Origin of the sequence: Mycobacterium helveticum (genome assembly GCF_007714205.1) — a bacterium.
Taxonomy (GTDB): domain Bacteria; phylum Actinomycetota; class Actinomycetes; order Mycobacteriales; family Mycobacteriaceae; genus Mycobacterium; species Mycobacterium helveticum.
Genome location: NZ_VMQU01000004.1, coordinates 30,827 through 51,952, shown reverse-complemented (window position 1 = coordinate 51,952; position 21,126 = coordinate 30,827). Strand labels below are relative to the sequence as shown.

The following is a 21,126-nucleotide window of genomic DNA, read 5'->3' as shown; positions in this document are numbered from 1 at the left end:
GTCATGCAGACAGCTGATTGGCGTAGCCGGCTCGAATTGCGCCTCACCGACTTCCGTCGTCGGCGGGCGGATGCCGCACGCTCAGGTACCAAGCCTGACCGCATCGAGGTGGCCCGGGCCTGGCACGCCGAACTCGTCGATCACGGGCTGGCCGCCCCGGGGTGGCCGCGCGAGGTCGGTGGGCTGGACCTGCCGCTAGTCGATCAGCTGGACTACTACCGGATGACCACCGATGCGGGTGCACCGCCGCATCCGTGTCCGCTGTCATTCATCCTGGCCCCGACGCTGATCGCGCACGGCACGCAGCAGCAAAAGGATCGATTCCTGACGCCGCTGCTTCGCGCTGATGAGTTCTGGTGCCAAGGGTTTTCCGAGCCCGGAGCCGGCAGTGACCTGTCGTCACTGTCCACCCGCGCGGTCCGCGACGGCGACGTGTACCGGGTGACGGGCCAGAAGGTGTGGACCACCATGGCCGACCGCGCCGACTGGATGTTCGCCCTGGTGCGGACGGGTTCGGGGGACAAGCCCTCCGACGGCATCACCTATCTGCTGATCTCGATGAACAGCCCGGGGATTACGGTGCGTCCACTGCGCGACATCAGCGGCGCCGCGCACTTCACCGAGGTCTTCTTCGACGACGTGGCGGTGCCGGTCGAGAACGTGGTCGGCGAGGAGGGTGCCGGCTGGTCGATCATGCGAACGTCGCTGGGCCACGAGCGGGCGACTGCTTTTCTGGCCGACGAGTTCAAGTACCGACGCACGGTCGACCGGGTGATCGATCTCGTTGTCTCCCAAGGGCTCGACGTCAACCCAATGGTTCGCCAGGACGTCGCGCGGCTGGAATCTGGGGTTCGCACCATCGCCGCCAACAGCGCCCGCGCATTGGCCGCGGTGCTGCGCGGCGAAGATCCTGGCGGGGTGGCATCGGTCAACCGACTGGTGAAGTCGGAGTTCGAGCAGCACATGCACGCGCTCGCCTTGCGCGCAGCGGGTCCTTATGCGGCCCTGGGCAGCCGGGCACCCGACGCCGTCGATAGCGGGCGCTGGACGTTCGGCTACCTGATGAGCCGGGCGACCACGATCGGCGCGGGTACCGCCGAGATTCAGCGCAATACCATCGCCGAGAGTGTGCTCGGGCTGCCGTCGCACCGAGGCGAGGGCAGCCGCGCAGCCGCCATTGCGCCTGGCGCACCACTGGCCGCGCCCGAGGAGGATGAACGCGAGCTGCGCGAGGTATTGGCGGCCGCACTGCAGGCCACGGTGGACGAAGCGGCATTGCTCGACCGCAAGCGTCCCATCGATACAGCAGAGCCCGAAGTGTGGTCGGCACTCACCGAATTCGGTCTACCAGGTCTCTCGGTCGAGGAATCCCTTGGCGGAGCGGGCGCCCGGCCACGTCTGCTGTACGCCGCCATCGAGGAGGCCGCGAGGGCGTTGGCACCTGCGCCGCTCGTTCCGACGGTCATCGCACTCGGCGTCGCGTTGCATTGTGGTGCAAAGGCGATAGTGCAACGGATCACTGCCGGCGCGGCGGCCGCATTCGGCGTGCCCGTCGACGACAGTGGCTGGGTGACCAGCGGTCCCGTTTTACCCGAGTGGGATGGGTCGGGTCTTTCCGGTGTGATCCCGATCGTGGCAGGCGCGCCGAACGTCGAGGTTCTGGTGGTGCTGGCTCGCGTCGCCGACGGCGTCGGTGAGCTTCTAGTGGCGGTCGACGCCACGGCAGAAGGCGTCGACGTGACGGCTCAGCAACCGCTCGATATGACCGCGACCATCGGCTCGGTGACCTTCACCGCGGCCGCGGGTGAGGTGCTCGCCGACGGAAACGACGTGGCTCGAGTGCTGAGCACGGCTCGCCGTCAGGCGGTGTTAGCCGTGGCGGCGGATTCCATTGGTGTTGCTTCGCGCGCGCTAGCGATGGCCGTTCAGTGGGCACGCGAACGGCGACAGTTCGGCCGCGCCATCGGCAGCTTTCAGGCGGTTTCGCACCGATGCGCGGACATGTTAGTCGCGCTCGAAGGCGCCCGCAGCCAAGTGCTCGCAGCCGCCGAAGTTGACCTCGAGAAGTCGGGGTACATCGCGGATTTGGCCGCCGCGGCCGCGCTCGACGCCGGGGTGATGGCCACCGAGGGTGCGTTGCAGATCCACGGCGGCATCGGGTTCACCTGGGAGCATCCCAGTCATCTGCTGCTACGCCGCGCCAAGGCTAACGCCGTGTTGGTCGGCCGTGCCGACGCGCTGCGAGACCACGCCGCCGGCGAACTGCTGGCGCTGAGCCGCTAATACGTCACATCGAACAGGAAGACGGCAACGTGGAATACGGAATGGGTGCCGAAATGGAGGCCTTCCGCGCTGAAGTGCGGGCGTTTATTGCCGAGCATGCACCGCCCATCCCACCACGAGCGGGCGTGCGCAGCGCCGAGAACGAAGCTGAACTCAAGGCACTTCAGGACTGGACGGCGCGCCTGTTCGAAGCCGGTTACGTCGGCGCGGACTGGCCGGGGGAGTTCGGTGGTCGCGACGATCGCTCCGCTGAACACGCCATCGTGGTGAGCGAGGAATTGGCCCGGGCCGCGGTGCCGGGCGTGCCGAACGGCAACGCGCTGGCATCGCATGCGCTGATCCAGTACGGCACCGATGAGCAGCGGCGCAGGCACTTGCCCGAGATCCGCGCGGGTCGACAGCTGTGGTGTCAGTTGTTCAGTGAACCGGGCGCGGGAAGCGACCTGGCGTCGTTGCGCACCCGGGCGGTGCTCGACGGTGATACCTACACCGTCAACGGGCAGAAGGTGTGGACCACCGACGGGCACTGGGCCGATTACGGATATCTGTTGGCGCGCACCGATTCCCACGCCCCCAAGCACAAAGGCATCAGTGCGTTCATCCTCGACATGTCGAGGCCCGGCGTCACGGTTCGGCCATTGCGCGAGTTGACCGGCACTTCTGACTTCAACGAAGTTTTCTTCGATTCCGTCGAGGTACCTGCTGAGGCGATGATCGGAGAACCAGGACAGGGCTGGGCCATCGCGAACGCCACGTTGGGGCACGAACGCACCAGCGTCGGCGCCGCGGTCGTCAAATTGAGGTTGGCCATCGACAGACTGGTCACACTCGCCTCGCAGGTCCACCTCGACGGTCGTCCAGCGATCGACAGCGATCGGGTCCGTGATCGCATCGGCGAGTTCAGCGCTGAAGTGGAGGCGCTGTCGGCGCTGACCTACGCCAACCTCACGCGGTGGCTGCGTGGCACCGAACGCATGCACGACGGCGCGATGGCCAAGTTGATGTTCAGCGAGCTGAATCTCGAGATGGCCAGCTTCGCAGTTGAACTCGGCGGTGAGGCAGGCATCTTGGTGGAGGGCGACCCGGGCGCGCTCGACGGCGGCCGTTGGCAGGACGAGTGGCTGTACGCCCGGGCTTACACGATCGCAGGCGGCAGTTCGGAGATCATGCGCAACCTGATCGCCGAGCGGGGCTTGGCGCTGCCGCGGGATCGGCGCTGAATGTCAGGCGCCGAGCAGTGCCGCGCGGAGTTCTGCGACGCTCCCGTTGAAGGCCTCGTCGACCTTGATCCGGCGCAGGAAGAGATGCAGATCGTGTTCCCAGGTGAATCCGATGCCGCCGTGCACCTGCAGGGCCGTTCCGGCCACCTTCGCGGCAGCGGACTTGGCGTATGCCGCCGCCGCGGACGCGGCCCGGGACCGCGCAGCGACCGGTGCGGTGTCCAGCGCGAGAGCCCCGGCCCACAACGTGGCCCGGCCGGCCTCCACCGCGACGGCCATGTCGGCGCAGTGATGCTTGACGGCCTGGAACGAGCCGATCGGCGTGCCGAACTGTTCCCGCTGGCCGGCGTAAGACACGGTCATATCGAGCAGCCGGGCTGCCGCGCCCAACGCGTCGAACGCCCGGTGCACCGCCAGAGCGTCGCGCAGCAAGGCCAGCGTGCCGGGTGGCAGCGGCTTCCATTCCGCGGTCGTCGTGTCGAGGTCCAGCCGCGCCCAGGAACGGCTCAGGTCAAGCGTCGACATCACCGACAACGTCGGGGCATTGAGGACCGTCACGTATTCGCCATCGCCCAACTGCCCTGCCACCGCGATGAAGTCCATGTCGGCTGCCATCGGCACCGGACGGGTGACGCCTGTCAGCCGCAGCGCATCGCCATCGAGAGCGGCGTCAGGACCGAGCGCCACTCCGGTCAGCTCGCCGTCTTCGGTGGGGCAGTCGATGCCGTCGAGCAGCCACGCGGCAATGGTCAGATCGGCGACCGGCAGCGAGCTCCCCGCGAATCCATGCTGCTCGGTCACGACGGCGAGATCCACATGCGTGCCGCCTATTTCGTGAGTGAGCAGCTCCAGAAGACCCGATTCTGCCGCGTGCGCGACGACCGCGGAATCGACCGTGACCGCAGCCGAGTCCAGCGTTTCGCGGACCCTGGCGATGGGGTCGTGTTTGGTAAGCCAGGCGCGCTCCGCCGCGGCGAGTTGGTCCTGTTCGTCGGTCAAGCCGAAGTCCATCGATGGCCCTTCTACTAAGTTGACCTAGTAAACCATGTCCTCTAGGTTCAGATGACGGGCTTTCGCTGCGAGAGCCGATTCGGAAAGTGACGATGACGAGCATCCACGACGCGCTGGGACGGCTTTGGGACGCCAACGACCACGACCGCATGCTGGAGTGCGACGGACGCTGGACGTCGTGGGGTTCCGTTAGGTCGCTCACCGAGCGGATCGACCAGGAACTGAGTGCCGCGGGGTGTCAGACGGGCGGGCGGGTAGCCGTCGTGCTCTCCAATCGGATGGAGTCGGTCGCGGCGCTCATCGCCATCTTCCGGGGCGGACGCGCGTTGGTAACCATCAGCCCGCTGCAGCCGCCGGACCGGCTGAGCGCCGACCTTGCGGCGTCCGGCGTCTCGTATGTCCTTGCGCCGTCCACGTTGTGGTCCGAGGACGTCTTCAGCCGCACCGTTGCCGATCTCGGGGCGACCGGCTGGAATCTGGACGACGGCGCGATCGCCCTGCACAGCAGGGGCACCCGGGAGGCCGCCGGTGGCGATCCAGCGGTGGCCATCGAGATGCTGACCTCAGGCACAACCGGCGCTCCGAAACGCATTCCTTTGACCCGCGCACAGCTCGAAGCGTCCCTCGCGTCGGCGTTGCAGCACAACGACCGTGCCGACGCCAGGACCAAACCGCCGCTGTCGGGCACCGTGGGCCTGGTGACGTTGCCGATCATGCACATCGGCGGGCTGTGGTCGTTGTTGCAGTCGCTGGTCGCAGCACGCCCGGTCGCGATGCTCGACCGATTCACGGTGCCGGGCTGGCACGCCGTGGTGAAGCAGTATCGGCCCGCGGTGGCAGGACTGCCCCCGGCGGCCATGCAATCGGTGCTCGACTCCAACATCCCGCGCGAGGATTTGGCGAGCATCCGCGCGATCAACGCGGGGACAGCCGCCGTCGACCCGGCACTGGTTGATGCGTTCTTCGAGCGGTACGGCATCCCGATCCTGGTCGTCTACGGCGCGACCGAGTTCTCCGGCGCGGTGGCCGGGTGGACCGTCAAGGACTTCCACGCGCGATGGACCGACAAAAAAGGCAGCGTCGGGCGTGCCTTTCCCGGCGTGCGGTTGCGAGTCGTAGACGAGGACGGCGCCGTCCTTGGCGCCAACGAGGGCGGCAGGCTGCAGGTCGCCACGCCGCAGGCCGGTCAAGCCGGTGACTGGGTCACCACCAGTGACCTGGCGCATCTCGACGAAGACGGTTTCCTCTACATCGACGGTCGCGCGGACGACGTGATCGTGCGGGGCGGTTTCAAGGTGTCACCGGAGACCGTGGTCCGGGCGCTGCGTGCGCACCCGGCCGTCGCAGATGCCGCCATCGCGCCCGTGCCCGATCAGCGGTTGGGCCAGATTCCGGTTGCCGCAGTCGAACTGCGTCCCGGGGCGGCCATCGAAGGCGAGGAGCTGCGCGAGCACTGCCGGGCGACGCTGACGCCCTATGAGGTGCCCGCTCGCGTCTTCGTAGTCGACGAGTTGCCGCGCGGAGCGGCGCTCAAGGTCGACCGGCGCAGGCTGCTCACGATGTTCGACGAGCTCGGCGCGAGCACTGTCCAACCAGCCGGTGCAGGCTGAAACGCCTATCAGGCAACCATCGACTTGGAAAGGAACCGTAGTGACCGAAACTGCGACCGACGTGGCAAGCTTGGCGGCCAGCGTGGAGCTGCGCGGCAACGTCTCGTTGATAACCATCAATCGGCCTGACGCGCGCAACGCCGTCAATGGGGCGGTGAGCACGGCCGTGGGTGACGCGCTCGAGGAGGCGCAGCGCGATCCCGAGGTGCGGGCGGTCGTCATCACCGGTGCCGGCGAGAAGTCATTCTGTGCCGGAGCCGATCTCAAGGCCGTCTCGCGAGGTGAAAACCTCTACCACGCCGAGCATCCCGAATGGGGATTCGCCGGCTACGTGCATCACTTCATCGACAAACCCACGATTGCCGCGGTGAACGGCACGGCGCTCGGCGGTGGCTCCGAGCTCGCTCTGGCCAGTGATCTGGTGATCGCTTGCCAGAGCGCAAGTTTCGGGCTGCCCGAGGTCAAGCGCGGCCTGATCGCAGGGGCGGGCGGCGTGTTCCGGATCGTCGAACAGCTACCTCGCAAGATCGCGCTTGAGCTGGTGTTGACAGGTGAGCCCATGTCCGCGGCCGACGCGCTGCGGTGGGGCCTGATCAACGAGGTCGTACCGGACGGTACCGTCGTGGAAGCCGCCCTGGCACTCGCCGCGCGGATCACCTGCAACGCGCCGTTGTCGGTACAAGCCAGCAAACGAGTCGCCTACGGTGCAGACAACGGGATCATCGGCGCGGAGGAACCCAAGTGGGAGCGCACGACTCGCGAATTCACCGAGTTGTTGAAATCCGAAGACGCCAAGGAGGGCCCGCGGGCCTTCGCTGAAAAGCGTCTCCCTGAATGGAAGGCACGTTGAGCATGGCGGAGAGCGTGGGACGCGTAGCAGGAAAAGTCGTTCTGATCACCGGGGGCGCCCGCGGCCAGGGCCGCAGCCACGCCGTCAAGCTGGCAGAGGAGGGCGCGGACGTCATCCTCTTCGACATCTGTCACGACATCGACACCAACGAGTACCCGCTGGCGACATCGCGCGATCTCGAGGAAGCCGGTCTGGAGGTGGAGAAGACCGGTCGCAAGGCGTATACCGCCGAGGTCGACGTCCGCGACCGCGCGACGCTAAGCCGCGAACTAGCCAACGCGGTGGCCGAATTCGCCAAACTCGACGTAGTCGTCGCCAACGCGGGTATCTGTCCGCTGGGTGCTCATCTGCCGGTTCAGGCCTTCGCCGATGCCTTCGACGTCGACTTCGTCGGCGTGGTCAACACGGTCCACGCCGCGCTGCCGTATCTGAAGTCGGGAGCGTCGATCATCACCACCGGATCGGTCGCCGGACTCATCGCTGCCACACAGCCCCCCGGGGCGGGCGGCCCGCAGGGCCCGGGCGGCGCAGGCTACAGCTACGCCAAGCAGCTGGTGGATTCCTACACTCTGCAGCTCGCCGCGCAACTGGCGCCACAATCCATCCGCGCCAACGTCATTCATCCCACAAACGTGAATACGTCGATGCTCAACAGTGCGCCGATGTACCGGCAGTTCCGGCCGGACCTCGAGGCGCCGAGCCGCGACGACGCCCTGCTGGCGTTCCCCGCCATGCAGGCGATGCCCACCCCGTACGTCGAGGCCTTGGATATCTCGAACGCGGTGTGCTTCCTGGCCTCTGACGAGTCCCGGTACGTGACGGGCCTGCAGTTCAAGGTCGACGCCGGCGCCATGCTGAAGTTCTAGGAGGACCGATGACCACCACAGAAAAGCCCGGTGCCGACGCGGGGGCGAGCGAAGCGACGGGGGATGATCTGGCCGCTGAAGAGGGCCGCATCACCGACGAGGACATCGAACGGGCCAAAGGGCAGATCGGAATTCCCGTTCACCAGCGCGACGAAGCGTGGCACAAGCTGCCGTCAGCCGATGCCATCACGCACTTCGCGTTCGGCTGCGGTGACGACAACCCGCTGTTCTACGATCCGGCCTACGGACCGACCACACGCTGGCACGGACAGATCGCATCGCCGACCTTCCCGATAACGACGGGCCTGGACCAAACCCCGAAGTTCACCGACCCGGAGCGAAAGAAGCTCTTTCGCGGTCTGTTTCGCGGGACCGGGAAGTACTACTCGGGGGTGAAGTGGACGTGGTACCGCCCGATCTATCCGGGTCGGCCGGTGTTAGCGGAGAACTACACCCTCGACGTCCAGGTGAAGGACAGCGAATTCTCCGGCGGGCGTTCGGTCAAGGAAACCTACCGGTACCTCTACGTCGACATCGATGGCAACCCGATCGCGACCCGCGACGAGTCCTACATCAACGCCGAGCGTCACGGCTCGAAGAAGTCCGGCAAGCTCAAAGACATACAGCGCAAGCACTGGACTCCCGAGGAATTCGCCCAAGTCGAGGAAGAGTACGAGGCAGAACGACGGCGAGGCGCCGATCCGCAATGGTGGGAGGACGTCTCGGTCGGCGACGAGCTTCCGGGAATCATCAAGGGGCCGTTGACCGTCGTCGACATCATCTCGATGCACATGGGGTGGGGCTGGGGCGGTTACGGCGTGGGGCCATTGAAGTTTGCCCACCAACTGCGCAAGCGGATGCCCGCCTTCTACCAGCCCGATGAATATGGCGTCCCCGATGTCGTGCAACGACTGCACTGGGATGCCGCACGCGCTCAGGCCCTGGGTATTCCGGCGCCCTACGACTACGGACAGATGCGCGCAGCATGGGTGAGCCATTTGATCACTAACTGGATCGGCGACGATGGTTGGCTGGCCGAGATGGACCTGCAGCTGCGTGGCTTCAACTACCACGGCGACGTGCACCGGTGCACCGGCACGGTCACCGCGAAGGGTGACGGGCCTGATGACCCAGTGTCATTGGACGTCTTCGCCACCAGCCAGCGGAACGAAACCACCACGCGGGGCACCGCCAAGGTGTTGCTGCCGTCCAAGACATCCGGTGCGGTGGTGCTGCCGATCCCGGACGCCGACCTGCGAAGGCGGGGCGCGCAGGTCGTGTCGCGAGTGTCTGGCAAAGTCGGTGAAGAGATGCGACGACTGTATGGAGAGTGAGACCAACACATGAAAAGACTCGTTATGGAGCCCGAGCACGAGGCGTTCCGCGAGACGGTCCGGCAGTTCATCGAACGTGAGCTGGTGCCCAACGCCGAGAAATGGGAGAGTGACCGCCTCGTCGACCGATCGGCGTTCATCGCCGCCGGCAAGTACGGCCTGATCGGGTTCAACATGCCCGAGCAGTACGGCGGCGGGGGAGTCGACGACTTCCGGTTCAACGCGGTCATCGACGAGGAGATCGCCCGCTACGGTGGGCCGGCACCGTCGCTGAGCCTGCAGAACGACGTTGTCGGGCCGTACTTCTCGTCGCTGGCCAACGACGAACAGAAGGAGCGCTGGCTGCCGGGCATCATCAGCGGCGAGTTGATCGTCGCGGTCGCGATGACCGAGCCTGGCGCGGGCAGCGACCTGGCCGGTATCCGCACCTCGGCCGTTCGCGATGGCGACGATTGGATCATCAACGGCGCCAAAACGTTCATCTCCTCGGGTATCAACGCCGACCTGGTGGTGGTGGTGTGTCGTACCGACCCCGACGCCGGCCACAAGGGCTTCACGCTGCTGGTGGTCGAGGCGGGCATGGAGGGTTTCAGCCGCGGCCGCAAGCTCGAGAAGATGGGATTGCACTACCAGGACACCGCCGAGCTGGCCTTCGAAAACGTGCGGGTGCCGTCGGCGAATCTGCTGGGCAAAGAGGGGCGCGGCTTTTATCACCTGATGCACAACCTCCCGTCGGAGCGGTTGTCCATCGCCATCTCAGCCATCGCCGGTGCGCGCGAGACCTGGCGGCAGACATTGCAGTACGCCAAGGACCGCAAAGCCTTCGGCCAGCCGATCGGCAGTTTCCAGCACAACCGGTTCCTGTTGGCCGAGATGGACACCGAGCTCGAGATCGGCGAGCAGTACATCGACCGGTGCCTGCAGGCTGTGGTCGACGGTGAACTGACGGCGGTCGAGGCGTCGAAAGCCAAGTGGTGGTGCACCGAGACCGCCAAGAAGGTCATCGACGGCTGCGTGCAGTTGCACGGCGGATACGGCTATATGACGGAATACCGGGTTGCACGCGACTACCTGGACAACCGCATCATGACGATCTTCGGCGGCACCACCGAGATCATGAAGGACATCATTGGCCGCGACTTGGGCTTGTGATTCTGTTGTGATGAACGGCATCTCGGTCGAGCGCGGCGACGCCGTCCTGCGACTTCGACTGGACCGGCCGGAGAAGCTCAACGCCGTCGACACGCCGATGCTCGATGAGTTGTCGACGCACATCCGCGGCGCCGAGTCGGACGACTCAGTTCGCGCGGTGCTGCTCACCGGCGCCGGCCGAGCGTTCTGTTCCGGTGGCGACCTCACCGGCGGTGATACCGCAGGCGCCGCCGAAGCCGCCAACCGAGTCGTGCGGGCGATCGTCGGGCTGCCCAAGCCCGTGGTTGCCGGCGTCAACGGCGCTGCAGTGGGCTTCGGATGCCCACTCGCGCTGGCCTGTGATCTGGTGGTGGCCGCACCCTCGGCATACTTTCAGTTGGCCTTCACCCGGGTCGGGCTGATGCCGGACGGCGGCGCGTCCGCGCTGCTGCCAGGACTGATCGGGCGAGCACGCACGGCGCGCATGGCGATGACGGCTGAAAAGATAACCGCGGCGACCGCATTCGAGTGGGGGATGCTCTCGCACGTCACCTCCGCGGACCACTACGAGTCGGTGCTGGACGACGTGCTGCGGTCGGTCTCCAGCGGTCCGACGTTGGCGCTCGGCTGGACTAAGCGCGCGTTGGCCGCGGCGACGCTCGGCGCACTCGAGCCGGTGCAAGCGATCGAAGCCGAGGGGCAGTTGGCGTTAATCGGCACCGCTGATTTCAGGGAAGGTGCGCGCGCCTTCCGGGAACGACGGCGCCCCGAGTTTGGCGGACATTGATCACGAGGAGAACCGACGTGACGACCAAGAAGGTACGAGTAGACGGCTTGGACATCGAATACACCGACGCTGGAACGGGTCCGACGATCCTGTTCGTGCACGGCGTCTATGTCACCGGTGCAGTGTGGAACGACGTCGTGGCCGAACTCGGTGCTGGGTTTCGCTGCATCGCGCCGACCTGGCCGCTTGGCGCCCACAGCACACCCACTAACGGCGCCGACCTCGGCGCTGAGGCGGCCGCGCGGCGCGTCGTGCATTTCATGGAAGCGCTCGATCTGACCGACGTCACTGTGGTGGCCAACGACACCGGCGGCGGTCTGGTGCTGGCGTCGCTGGGTGATCCAACGCTGGACACATCCCGGATCGCCCGCTTGCTACTGACCAATTGCGATAGCTACGAACATTTTCCGCCCGGCTCGTTCGCTCAGATCGTCAAACTGTGCCGTTTCAGCTCCCGGGTGGGTGGCGGAATTGTCCGCCTGTTGGCCACCGGACCCGGGCAGGCCTTCTTCCTCAAGGCAGTGTCCAAGCACCCGCCGTCTCGTGAGTGGCAACGGGAGATCTTCGGCGCCTTCGCCACCAGCGGAGCGGCCCGCCGCGACGCCGTCACGGTGACCGCCTCGCTGGATCCGGCCCTCACACTGCGCGCCGCGCCGGCGATCGAGGCGTTCGACAGACCCGTCACCTTGGCGTGGGGCACCGAGGATCAGCTGTTTCCCCTGGGTCACGCTCGACGACTACGCGACGCGTTCCCGCATGCCGCGTTGATCGAGATCCCCGACTGCTCAGCCTTTGTCATGATTGATGCGCCCCGGAAACTTGCAGCAGCGATCCGCAACGGATGACGCCTGCGATGAACGTGCCGGTTGCTCACTCGGAGCGACGCAAGAGGTCGGCGAAATCGGTCAGAGCCTCGATCGCCGTCGTCACCGCGTCCTGCACCTCCATGGTCCGGGAGATGTGTTCGCCTCCCAACCCTTTCGGGGCGGCCAGCCCGGGAATGACGAAGTGGCGAAATCGACGTCGCACCTCGGCCTCGGACCTATCGATCTCCTCGGCGGCGAGGTACGTCTGCTCCACCAGGAAGTCGACCATTTCGTCCGTATCGATGTCGGTGCGTATCTGGCCGCTACGTTGGCCGTCATCCAGCACCGGACCCATCACGTCCATGGCTACCTGGTGCACCCGAGGATCGTGCACGCTGGCTGCACCCTGGGCGATCAGTGCGGAAATCGACGGATCTGACGGTAATTCCTGAGCCGTATACACAAGAGCGGCTTCCAGTTTGGCGAAGACACCGGTCTTCGGAGCCATCAGCGCCTCTACCGCCGCGACGTGTCGGCGGGCTCGCAGCAGCGCGACCTGCACCAGCATCTCCGACACGCTGCCGAGTTGGCGGAATGCGGTGGCTCGGGAGACGCCCGCATTCTTGGCGACCACATCCATCTGCACCGCATTGATGCCGCAGGCGGTGATCTCTGCGTCCGCGGCGCGGATCAACCGATCCTTGACGCTGCCCTTTTCGTCGAGAGCCGTCACTAAAGGGCCGGCCTTAGGTGATGGCACCGGCGATCTTCAATTCGATGAGGCGCTCGTCGTCCACCCCGAGTTCGCGGAGGACGTCGTCGGTGTGTTCGGCAAACTGGGGGGCGCGTTGCAGTTCGGCAGGGTCGTCGTCGAACCGCACCGGATTTGCCACCAAGTGTTGCGGATTTCCCTCGACGTCAACGATGTGGGCGATCCGACCGTTGGCGGTCAGTCCTTCGTCGTGGGCCAATTCCCAGGCGTCCTGGACCGGTGCCCACTGTCCGGTGCCCCGGCTCAGTACCTCCTTGCACTGGGCGAAGGTCAGCTTTGCAATGGTGTCGTGGACGATGCCGTAGGCGAGGTCAGCGTGTTCGGCCATCGCCTGCAGTGATTGGAACCGCGGGTCCTCGATGTATTGGTCCAGGCCCATCAGCCGGCAGAACTCCGGCCAGTACCGGGTGGGCTGCAGCATCGACAGCTGGACGAACCTCCCGTCTGAGGTGCGGTAGGCGCCGGTCAGAGGATTGCCCGGAGCTTGGGTGCGGCGCTCGATCTTCGGCAGCGGTCCGCCCATCAACATCGCCATGTTGACGCTGAACTGGGTAGCCCAAGCGCCGACTGCGAGCAGGGAGACGTCGAGCACCGAGGCCTCACCGGTGACGTGCCGGCCGTACAGTGCCGCTGCCACGCCCCCGGCGATGGTGATGCCGCCGATGTTGTCGCCGTAGGCGCCTGCGGGCATGAACGCCGACTGATCGGCACCTGGTGGATTGAGTCCGTCGGCGCTGCCGCCGCGGGCCCAGAACGCGGTCGCGTCATAGGCGCCGGCGTCGCGGTCGGGTCCGTTCATGCCGAATCCGCTGCCCGCCACGTAGATGATGTCGGGGTTAACCTTTCGGACGTCGGCGACGTCGATGCGCAGCTTCGTCCGTGCTGAAGGAAGGTAGTTGGTGAGGAAGACGTCACTGCGGCGGATCAACTCGTCGAACTCTGGGCGCACGTCGGCGTTGTCCAGTGCCATTCCGACGCTGCGCTTTCCGCGGTTGGGCGCTTCCATGATCGGCGCGAAAGTCGATCCTGGTTTGGTGGCCGCCGCGCCGAGCACCTTGACCAGCCCCCGTTGGGCATCGCCGGTCACGGGATGCTCGATCTTGATGACCTCGGCACCCCAGTCGGCGAGTACGGCTCCGGCGGAGGGGACGTAGGTGAACTGCGCGACCTCAAGCACGCGAACTCCGTCGAGCGGCTTGCGCATCAGATGTCCCAGACCAGCGGCAGGCTTTCCAGTCCCAGCTGGCTGCCGCTTTCGAGCATCTGTGCGTCCGGAGCCACCCGGTAGTTAGGGATCCGCTTGTGCCATTCTTCCAGGGCAATTCTGAGTTCCTGTCGGGCCAGGTGTGAGCCGAGGCATCGGTGCGGGCCCGCGCCGAACCCGATGTGGTTGTTCGGTTTACGGGTGATGTCCACCGACTTCGCATCGGCGAAGGCGGCATCGTCGCGGGTTGCCGCGGCCAGCGGGATGTTCACCATGTCACCGGCCTTCATCGGGCAGCCCTGAATCTCGATGTCCCGCATCACCTTGCGGGCGGGGATCACGATCGCGTAGGCACGGACGAACTCCTCGACCGCGGTGGGGATGACGGCCGGCTCGTTCACGATCCTCTGCCGGTCGTCGTCGTTGCGGGCCAGATGAAGAAACATCCAGCCAAGCGTGACCGAGACGGTGTCCAGGCCCGCCATGAACATCAGCAGGCAGAACGACAGCAGATCCTGGTCGGTGACCGGCTCGCCGTCGATCTCGTAGGTCAGGGCCTTGCTGACGATGTCGTCGCGGGGTTCCTCTCGACGCTCGGCAATAACCGTTGTGAACCGGTCCATCACCGACATCATCGCGGTCATTTGCGTGCGCAGCTTCTCCTCGTCGCTACCGCCGGCGTGCAAGATGTCGTGTTCCCATGCAAGGAACTCGTCGAGTTCCTCGACAGGCAGTCCCATCATTTCCAGAAAGATCGTGGTGGGGAAGTGGGCGGCGAAGTCGGCCATGAAGTCGCAGGAGCCGCGACTGACGAGGCCGTCGATGAGGTCGATCGCGCGCTGGCGCACCGTGGACTCGAGCTTCTCGACTGCGCCAGGGGAGAACAGCGGACCTAGCTGGCGCCGCCACTGCCTGTGCTCGTCCCCGTCCAGCATCTCCGGTATCCACTTGATCGGTGGATTAGGATCCAGCGCGGTGACCACGCTGTTGGAGAAAGCCTCTGGGTTCTGCATGATCTGCAGGATGCCCTCGTAGTTGCAGACCGTCCAGAAGCCGGGCCCGAATTCGTTTCGGTACCAAGGAAATTGAGCGCGCAGCTCATCGTATTTAGCGAACCACGTTCCCTCGGGCTCGGTGGTGGTGTAGTCGAAGGTGACGACCGGCACCGTCGCCGCCTGCTCGCTCGTTGTCACGTTTCCTCCGAGGTCCTGCGATTATCGTTGATTGATGGCGCATTTCTGCGACTGGACGGGTCGAGAGTATCAGGCGCAGTGGTGCTGAGCGAGACCCAGGTCACAGCTGGCTCGGCGTTGGGTCGGCCATCGGATCGGCGCAGTCCAGAACGTCGCGGAGCCGGTGCTGGATGTGTTTCGTTGCGAACGTGTCCCACAGGGCCAATTCGACCGCCAATCATCCTCGGTCAGTCCTGTTTTGGCCTGCCTGTCGCGCGAGCCGCCGCGCAGTGAGGGCCGACGCCAACGGTACATGGTATACTTAGTAATCTACGTTGCTCCAAAACGACAGCAGTCCCCGCTCGCGACGTGCGAGGCCACGAGCGCTCGAGTCGCGACGGTCGCAATTGATCGGATGGCGACAGGGCCAGCCCGTCACCGGGTGGAGAAATCACAGTGGATTGGCCGATGAAAGACGTGCCGGAGGATGACTCGATCGATCCGGATGCGCCCTTCGCAGACCAGCCGAGTGAACGACCTGCTCTCGGGGAAATGATGGACCGTCGCTATCGCTGCGACGCGGCGGCCTTCTCGGTCGGTTCTCGCGATGGCACTATCGGCCGGGTCGATTCCGTCCGCAGCAGCTGGGAGAAGTTGAAGCGACGGCAACCCCGCGAGTTGGCAATCCTCATCGACAGGGCCGCCGCTGTGCGGCTGTGGCTCGACAGAAACGGGTCGGAGCCGCGTGTCATCCTCGAAGATCTCGAAACGGGCGATTATGTGTCGCTGAACGCCGTCGAGTTGTCCGACCTGATCATTGACCGCCGAGAGTACGAGGAGTAGCGCACCCATTCGAACCGGCTCGGCGCGAACGGCGAGGCAGCGTGACGTTTACGGTACCGGGGCCGACGGTAGTGCCCTGCGAGTTTTCGGTGTGGACATCGAGCATAATGAGGCCGATTCCCCTCTTTAACGCGTTTACTCTGTACCCGCGCAACGCTGTTTCGGCTACGGTCGTGAACCGGTCCATCTGGAAGCCTTTGATGCATCTGATAGTGCAGGCATCGCCGAGCCAGTCGCGGACGGTGCATTCCCAAATGCGCAGCAGGATAAGCGCATTGACGTACATGCGGGCGCGCTGGTGGCGCGAGCCTAGTCGGCGGTGTGGTCCGGTCAAAAGGCCGGGTTCGTCAGTCAGGTCCAACGCCCGACAGCCATCCGGAAAGTCATCGTCGCCTCCTATCTGCGGACGGGTGGCGCCGATCTCGGTACCGTCAATGCGCGGTCCACCCGCCGTCCACGGTCAACACCTGTCCGGTCATGTACGTCGAGGCCCGCGACGCCAGATACAGCAGAGCTCCGTCGAGCTCGTCGGGTTCACCCATCCGTCCCATCGGGCATCCCGTGCGTAGATAGCGCCGGCTTGCTTCGTCCTCCAACATCGGAGCCGAGCTTTCGCTGGGGAAGAAGCCCGGCGCCAGAGCGTTGACCCGTATTCCATGTCGTGCCCATTGACAAGCGAGGTCACGGGTGAGACTGACCAGGGCTCCCTTCGAGGAGCTGTACGAGGCGTCCGGGATCGGCCAGGCGGCGACGAGACCGAGGATCGAGGAGACGTTGATGATCGAGCCACTTCCCGTGACGATCATCGGCGCGGCGGCCAGTCTGGCCAGATGAAAGGCGCCGACCAGATTGACCTCCAATGTGCGCCGGAAGGCATCGATAGGTTCTTCAACCGCTGGTAGGGGAGAGCCAAAGCCGGCATTGTTCACAACGATGTCGAGCCGACCGTAGCGCTGCATCGTCTGCGGGACGATCTCCTCGACTGCGCAGTCGTCGGCGAGATCGGCGGTGATCGGGAGCACGCGATCGAGTTCGTCCGCGAGCGCGGCGAGTCGATCCGAGCGCCGGGCCACGGCGACGACCGAGGCACCCGCGGCGTGTAGCACTCGGACGAACCTGTCGCCGAGCCCGCTGGACGCTCCGGTCACGACGGCAACCTGACCGCTCAAATCGAAGAGCTCACCGGGAGTCTGCAGAGACGTCACGCGGACCTCCATGTCAGGCATTGCGCACCTCTGCGACGCGTCGTCGGCCGGACTCTGTGCGGGAAGTAATGGACCTCGACTGAGTTGTGCTTATCTAACCTAGTTCACCATATACTGAGCCGCGCGGATGGCCGATCAGTCCAGCACGCCATCAGCCACCGAATCCCATGAGGTCAGTAGACGTCAGCGTCGGGGCTTAACTCGCTGCAAAGTCCGCTACCTCCTGGGGATCCCAGATTCGACACCGGTGGTACATGCGGCGCCGCTGCGGATACGCACTGCCAAGGACGCTGATCTGGGGAGTCAGGTCGTGGACCAGCGCGTCGGGGCGATACATACCTCCGTTGTCAGGTCCGGCAGCCCGCCTCGCTGGTGACGTTGCCGATCGCAGGTCCCCGCCGAGCCGGTTCTCGGCGATCAGCCGGCTGAGGATCTCAGCAAAGGTCCACGGGGTGTTGAGCACCCACGAGTGATAGGCCTTGGGCAGCGTCACCAACAACGCTCCACTGAGACGTGCCGCATCGACTGCGGACGCGAGAGGGACGATCTTGTCCTGCTCGCCGTGGAAGATGACGACCCGAGTGTCGGCTCTCCGTAGCGCTTTCAGCGCGGTCGCGCTGTCGTCAGCCCGGGCAATTGCTCTCGCCGCGGATGCGAATGTCGCCGGATGGGCGGCCGTGTGGAAGAACAGTTTGCTCAGCGTGCGCACGTAGCGGACCTGATCGCGACGGCGTAAACCCACCCGGTCGACGATTGTGTCGCCGACCGCCGCGGCGAGCGCAGCGCCGGTCCGCATCGGTGATGCGATGCGCGCCCGCGACGCGTCGAAGGCCGCCCCGATCGCGGGATCGATGAGGACTACCGCGAGCGCGCGTTCCGGATGTCGCGCGGCCAGTTCTGCGGCGGTGCGACCGCCCATGCTGTGACCGACGAGAACGGCCCGCTCGACACCGAGCCCTTCCAGAATGCGCTCCGTGACTGCGATTCGGTGAGCAAACGTGTGCTCACCTATTGTGGGCGCGAACGTCTCCCCGTGCCCCGGCGCATCGATGGCGACTACTAGAAATCCCAGCTGGGGAAGCCGGCTGAGCAGCTTCATGTACACGCGCCGGTTCATCCCGATCCCGTGGAAGAAGACCAAGGGGACACCGTGGCCACCGACCGAAACTCCGACGCGCCGACCGTCACCGAGTTCAATGACGTGATGGGCGAACCTGATTCGGGAGTTTGGAGGCACCGGCGTCCGCCCTGTGGCCGCCATCACCATTCGGACAGCTCACACTGGTACATCACTCCCACTGTAGGTGCAGCCAGCGCTGCATTAGTCTCGGTCGAAGCCCGCCGATACGGTCGGCGCGTCCGCGTGCCACCTGAGATCCCGCGCGAGGCAACCCTTCTCGGCGGTTGTCTAAGCGAAGGCGCGCCTCGCCTCAGAACCGTGGCGCGACAGGACAGAAAGGAGACGCCGGTGGTCAATGCGCTTCGCGACGCGCTGGTTCGTCTACTCGTCACCAACGCCGCGACAATCGCAGGCGGGTTTTCCTGGGGGTTGGTGCTCACGCCGTGGCGGCAATTACTGGACGGCCCAGATTTCGTCGGCTGCGGACCCTTAGAGTCGGCCGGTAACGCTACTTCAGCTTTTGATGACACTTGGCGCGCTGCCAACACGGAGGCTCCTTTGTGGGTGTGGTGGACGGACTCGCCGAGCACTAACTCTTGACCTTATTGCGTTGTGCGACAGCAGCATTCGTCTCGCTGAGCGCGGCGAGGCCAGTGCGTTGGTCCGAACCTTGCGCTGAAGCGTTCAGCAGCTCTGACAGATGCCGATGCACGCCCTCGACGATTGTTTCCGGGTCCGGAACGAGGTCGCCCAGCGCGGTGAACCCGAAATCAAGGCTGTCGCCGTAGCTGAGGCAGTGGATGAATAGACCGATGCCTGCCCCCACCATGGTCCGTCCGTACATGTGAGTAATCTCGGCCCCTGCGATATAGAGCTTGTCCCTCGGCCCGGGAATGTTGGACACCACGAAGTTCGCGACGGGCGGGACGGCTTCGACGGCCGGAGAATTCACCAGCTGCCCCAATGCCAGCCAGGCGCCGCTTGGCAGTGCGTCGATCAGCCCCATCACCTGGCTGACGGTGCCCGTGGGTTTGCGACTGGTGCGCCTCGCGGTGGCCCGGGAGCTGGCGGGTGCCTTCCGTTTGGCTGTCAGAGCGGAAACCGTGCGGATGCGTTCTACCGGGTCGGCGATGTCGGGTATCGGCACCATCATGAACGCGAAGTGGTTGCCGCTGGCGGATTCGGCGGCCTCATCGCGAATGTTGACCGGCCCCGCGATGCGCAACGGCTCTCCGGGCAACTCGTCCCGGTCCCGAAGATAGTCTGCGACGGCGGCGCTCGTGATCGACAGCACGACGTCGTTGAGCGTCACCCCGAACCGATCCTTGGCACGCTTCACCTCCGACATCGACAGGGACGTGACGGCAACCGAACGTTTGGGGCTAGAGGTCAAGCGGTTCAGCAAGTTTCGGGAAGCGGCGGGGGACGGCCCGGTGGGCGCCCTCTTCTCCGGAGGAGATGGTTCGTCCACGCCGGGCTTGGTCGCGGATCGGCCCGCCGAGGAGGCGCGGGACACCAGGCCCTTCAACAGCGGGATGGCGATGGGAACCGAGCGCCGAGCAAGCTTGACGGGTGTGAGCATCTGACCCGGAACGGAACGGAGCAACATCTCCGCTTGAGACGGCACCCGCTCCCCGTTGACTTGGTGGGCTGCCAGGTCAGGGTCCATCGGCAGGGGTGTCGTATCGAATAGCTCACTCAGCATCTCTGTGCCGCCGACGCCGTCGATCGCGGCGTGATGCAGTCGGAGCAGGATTGCCGCTGACCCGTCGGCGAGTCCGTCGACGTAGTACATCTGCCAGAGCGGACGGCTTCGGTCCAGTGGTTCATCGGCGAGGGATACTGCCAAGTCGCACAACGCCGACAGATCGTACGGGGCGGGCGCGCCGAGGTGTTTGAGGTGGCGGTCGATGGTGAAGTTCGGATCGACGATCCAGTGTTCGTGGCCGGCGCCGAAGGGTGCGGACACCGCACGACGGGTGAACACAGGGATCTTGGGTAGTCGCGCAGCCATCTCGGTGCGAAACCTGGCGAAATCGTGCCCGTCGGGTGCGGTGGACGGGTCCAGCATCAGGATGCCGAACATGTCCATCGGCAACCTCGCTGTCTCGACGTTGATAAACATCCGGTCGAGTCCATTCATCTGCTTCACGGTGAAATCCCTCCCCTTGCAGCCGCGCCGGCCTGGATTGCCCGTGCCACCAGATGCGCGGGCAGGCGCGCTTGGTCACCTATGCGGCCCAGTAACGTGCTGTGTTCAGCCATATCCAGAATCAGCTGCCGGCGAGCAGCCGCTGTGGGCCCTTCTTCCGCCCTGCCCTCCGAGACCAGCTGCTCGATATCGCGGACGACCCGGTCTACTTCGTCTGCGTAGGTGCGCCGCAACAGGATTGCGCGCAGGGGACCCACACGTTCGGTTGAACCAGGAGATACCCGCCAGGGCAGCGTGACGGTCTTCTTGCCCAAGGAGACCACGCCGTGGGCGGCGCGAGCCATGTCCTCGAGAGCGGCCCTGCTCGACCACGCGCAGGTGAACCCCCACTCGTCGTGGAGTCGGGTGGTGTCGACGATCGGCATGTACAGCAGGCCACCGATTTCGCCGGGCGCCAGCTCGCTGACTCCGAGCTTCCAGGCCGCGCTGATTGCCGTTCGAAGGGCCCGCTCGGGCACCCGGATGAGCGGCCGGTCGATGATGTGTGCGATCTCGCGCATGGTGAGAGTGCCTGTGCCGGTGATGTTGACCGCACCGGTATGGGTGTGCGATACCGCCTCGGCGGTGAATCGCGCAACGTCGTCGGTGTGCACGAACTGTTGGCAACGGTCCGGGTCGGGAACGGGTAAAGCGGGACTGGAGAAGAACCGGAAGATGGTGTTGTCGACGTCGCGTCCGGCGATGATGCCCGCGCGCACTA

At 65.4% G+C, this 21,126-nt stretch carries 18 protein-coding genes; 10 read left to right on the top strand and 8 right to left on the bottom strand.

Annotated features, from left to right (window positions below):
• Window positions 1–3: 3 nt before the first annotated feature.
• Together FPZ47_RS01660 and FPZ47_RS01655 are read left to right on the top strand one after the other, a co-directional pair.
• Complete coding sequence (locus FPZ47_RS01660; RefSeq protein WP_144945404.1) at window positions 4–2,283, top strand: acyl-CoA dehydrogenase family protein; 2,280 nt, start codon at window positions 4–6, stop codon at window positions 2,281–2,283.
• A gap of 29 nt (window positions 2,284–2,312) precedes the next feature.
• Entirely contained in the window at window positions 2,313–3,503 is a 1,191-nt protein-coding gene (locus FPZ47_RS01655; protein ID WP_144945407.1) for an acyl-CoA dehydrogenase family protein, read from the top strand.
• A 3-nt stretch (window positions 3,504–3,506) separates the two neighbouring features.
• On the opposite strand, the gene FPZ47_RS01650 is transcribed toward FPZ47_RS01655, so the two are convergent.
• Window positions 3,507–4,514, bottom strand: coding sequence for an acyl-CoA dehydrogenase family protein (locus FPZ47_RS01650; protein WP_144945410.1), 1,008 nt, complete (start codon window positions 4,512–4,514; stop codon window positions 3,507–3,509).
• Window positions 4,515–4,606: 92 nt separating this feature from the next.
• Between FPZ47_RS01650 and FPZ47_RS01645 the strand changes: the two genes are divergently transcribed.
• The 7 genes from FPZ47_RS01645 to FPZ47_RS01615 are packed head-to-tail and all read left to right on the top strand — an operon-like array spanning window position 4,607 to window position 11,937.
• Window positions 4,607–6,124: a class I adenylate-forming enzyme family protein gene (locus FPZ47_RS01645; RefSeq protein WP_144945413.1), complete on the top strand. Its 1,518-nt coding sequence runs from the start codon at window positions 4,607–4,609 to the stop codon at window positions 6,122–6,124.
• A gap of 40 nt (window positions 6,125–6,164) precedes the next feature.
• On the top strand, window positions 6,165–6,974 hold the full coding sequence (locus FPZ47_RS01640; RefSeq protein WP_168209328.1) for a crotonase/enoyl-CoA hydratase family protein: 810 nt from the start codon (window positions 6,165–6,167) through the stop codon (window positions 6,972–6,974).
• Between the two features lie 14 nt (window positions 6,975–6,988).
• Window positions 6,989–7,840: a mycofactocin-coupled SDR family oxidoreductase gene (locus FPZ47_RS01635; RefSeq protein WP_144945650.1), complete on the top strand. Its 852-nt coding sequence runs from the start codon at window positions 6,989–6,991 to the stop codon at window positions 7,838–7,840.
• 8 nt (window positions 7,841–7,848) lie between these two features.
• Window positions 7,849–9,174 (top strand): FAS1-like dehydratase domain-containing protein, encoded by a 1,326-nt coding sequence (locus FPZ47_RS01630; RefSeq protein ID WP_144945416.1) that lies wholly within the window; start codon window positions 7,849–7,851, stop codon window positions 9,172–9,174.
• A 9-nt stretch (window positions 9,175–9,183) separates the two neighbouring features.
• Window positions 9,184–10,326, top strand: a complete 1,143-nt coding sequence (locus FPZ47_RS01625; protein WP_144945419.1) for an acyl-CoA dehydrogenase family protein — start codon at window positions 9,184–9,186, stop codon at window positions 10,324–10,326.
• Window positions 10,327–10,336: 10 nt separating this feature from the next.
• Window positions 10,337–11,092 carry an enoyl-CoA hydratase gene (locus FPZ47_RS01620; protein WP_144945422.1) on the top strand — a complete coding sequence of 252 codons (756 nt, stop codon included), beginning with the start codon at window positions 10,337–10,339 and terminating at the stop codon, window positions 11,090–11,092.
• Window positions 11,093–11,139: 47 nt separating this feature from the next.
• A complete protein-coding gene (locus tag FPZ47_RS01615; RefSeq protein ID WP_144945425.1) occupies window positions 11,140–11,937 on the top strand; it encodes an alpha/beta fold hydrolase in 798 nt (265 codons plus the stop codon).
• Between the two features lie 25 nt (window positions 11,938–11,962).
• Here the strand turns inward: FPZ47_RS01615 and FPZ47_RS01610 are convergent, their stop codons facing one another.
• The 3 genes from FPZ47_RS01610 to FPZ47_RS01600 are packed head-to-tail and all read right to left on the bottom strand — an operon-like array spanning window position 11,963 to window position 15,067.
• The gene (locus FPZ47_RS01610; RefSeq protein ID WP_144945429.1) at window positions 11,963–12,631 is read right to left on the bottom strand and encodes a TetR/AcrR family transcriptional regulator; all 669 of its coding nucleotides are present in this window, start codon (window positions 12,629–12,631) and stop codon (window positions 11,963–11,965) included.
• 13 nt (window positions 12,632–12,644) lie between these two features.
• A complete protein-coding gene (locus FPZ47_RS01605; protein WP_144945432.1) occupies window positions 12,645–13,874 on the bottom strand; it encodes a CaiB/BaiF CoA transferase family protein in 1,230 nt (409 codons plus the stop codon).
• A complete protein-coding gene (locus tag FPZ47_RS01600) occupies window positions 13,874–15,067 on the bottom strand; it encodes a cytochrome P450 (RefSeq protein ID WP_144945435.1) in 1,194 nt (397 codons plus the stop codon). Before FPZ47_RS01600 ends, FPZ47_RS01605 begins: the two co-directional genes overlap by 1 nt.
• 447 nt (window positions 15,068–15,514) lie before the next feature.
• Between FPZ47_RS01600 and FPZ47_RS01595 the strand changes: the two genes are divergently transcribed.
• Window positions 15,515–15,889 carry a hypothetical protein gene (locus FPZ47_RS01595; RefSeq protein ID WP_144945438.1) on the top strand — a complete coding sequence of 125 codons (375 nt, stop codon included), beginning with the start codon at window positions 15,515–15,517 and terminating at the stop codon, window positions 15,887–15,889.
• 431 nt (window positions 15,890–16,320) lie between these two features.
• Here FPZ47_RS01595 and FPZ47_RS01590 read toward each other — a convergent pair whose 3' ends face one another.
• The 4 genes from FPZ47_RS01590 to FPZ47_RS01575 all read right to left on the bottom strand — a co-directional run bounded on the left by FPZ47_RS01590 (window position 16,321) and on the right by FPZ47_RS01575 (window position 21,124).
• Window positions 16,321–17,115 carry an SDR family NAD(P)-dependent oxidoreductase gene (locus FPZ47_RS01590; RefSeq protein WP_210419806.1) on the bottom strand — a complete coding sequence of 265 codons (795 nt, stop codon included), beginning with the start codon at window positions 17,113–17,115 and terminating at the stop codon, window positions 16,321–16,323.
• A gap of 175 nt (window positions 17,116–17,290) precedes the next feature.
• Window positions 17,291–18,235 (bottom strand): alpha/beta fold hydrolase, encoded by a 945-nt coding sequence (locus FPZ47_RS01585; protein ID WP_168209327.1) that lies wholly within the window; start codon window positions 18,233–18,235, stop codon window positions 17,291–17,293.
• Window positions 18,236–18,803: 568 nt separating this feature from the next.
• Entirely contained in the window at window positions 18,804–20,357 is a 1,554-nt protein-coding gene (locus tag FPZ47_RS01580) for a wax ester/triacylglycerol synthase family O-acyltransferase (protein WP_246133197.1), read from the bottom strand.
• A gap of 5 nt (window positions 20,358–20,362) precedes the next feature.
• Window positions 20,363–21,124: a hypothetical protein gene (locus FPZ47_RS01575; RefSeq protein ID WP_144945447.1), complete on the bottom strand. Its 762-nt coding sequence runs from the start codon at window positions 21,122–21,124 to the stop codon at window positions 20,363–20,365.
• Window positions 21,125–21,126: the final 2 nt, after the last annotated feature.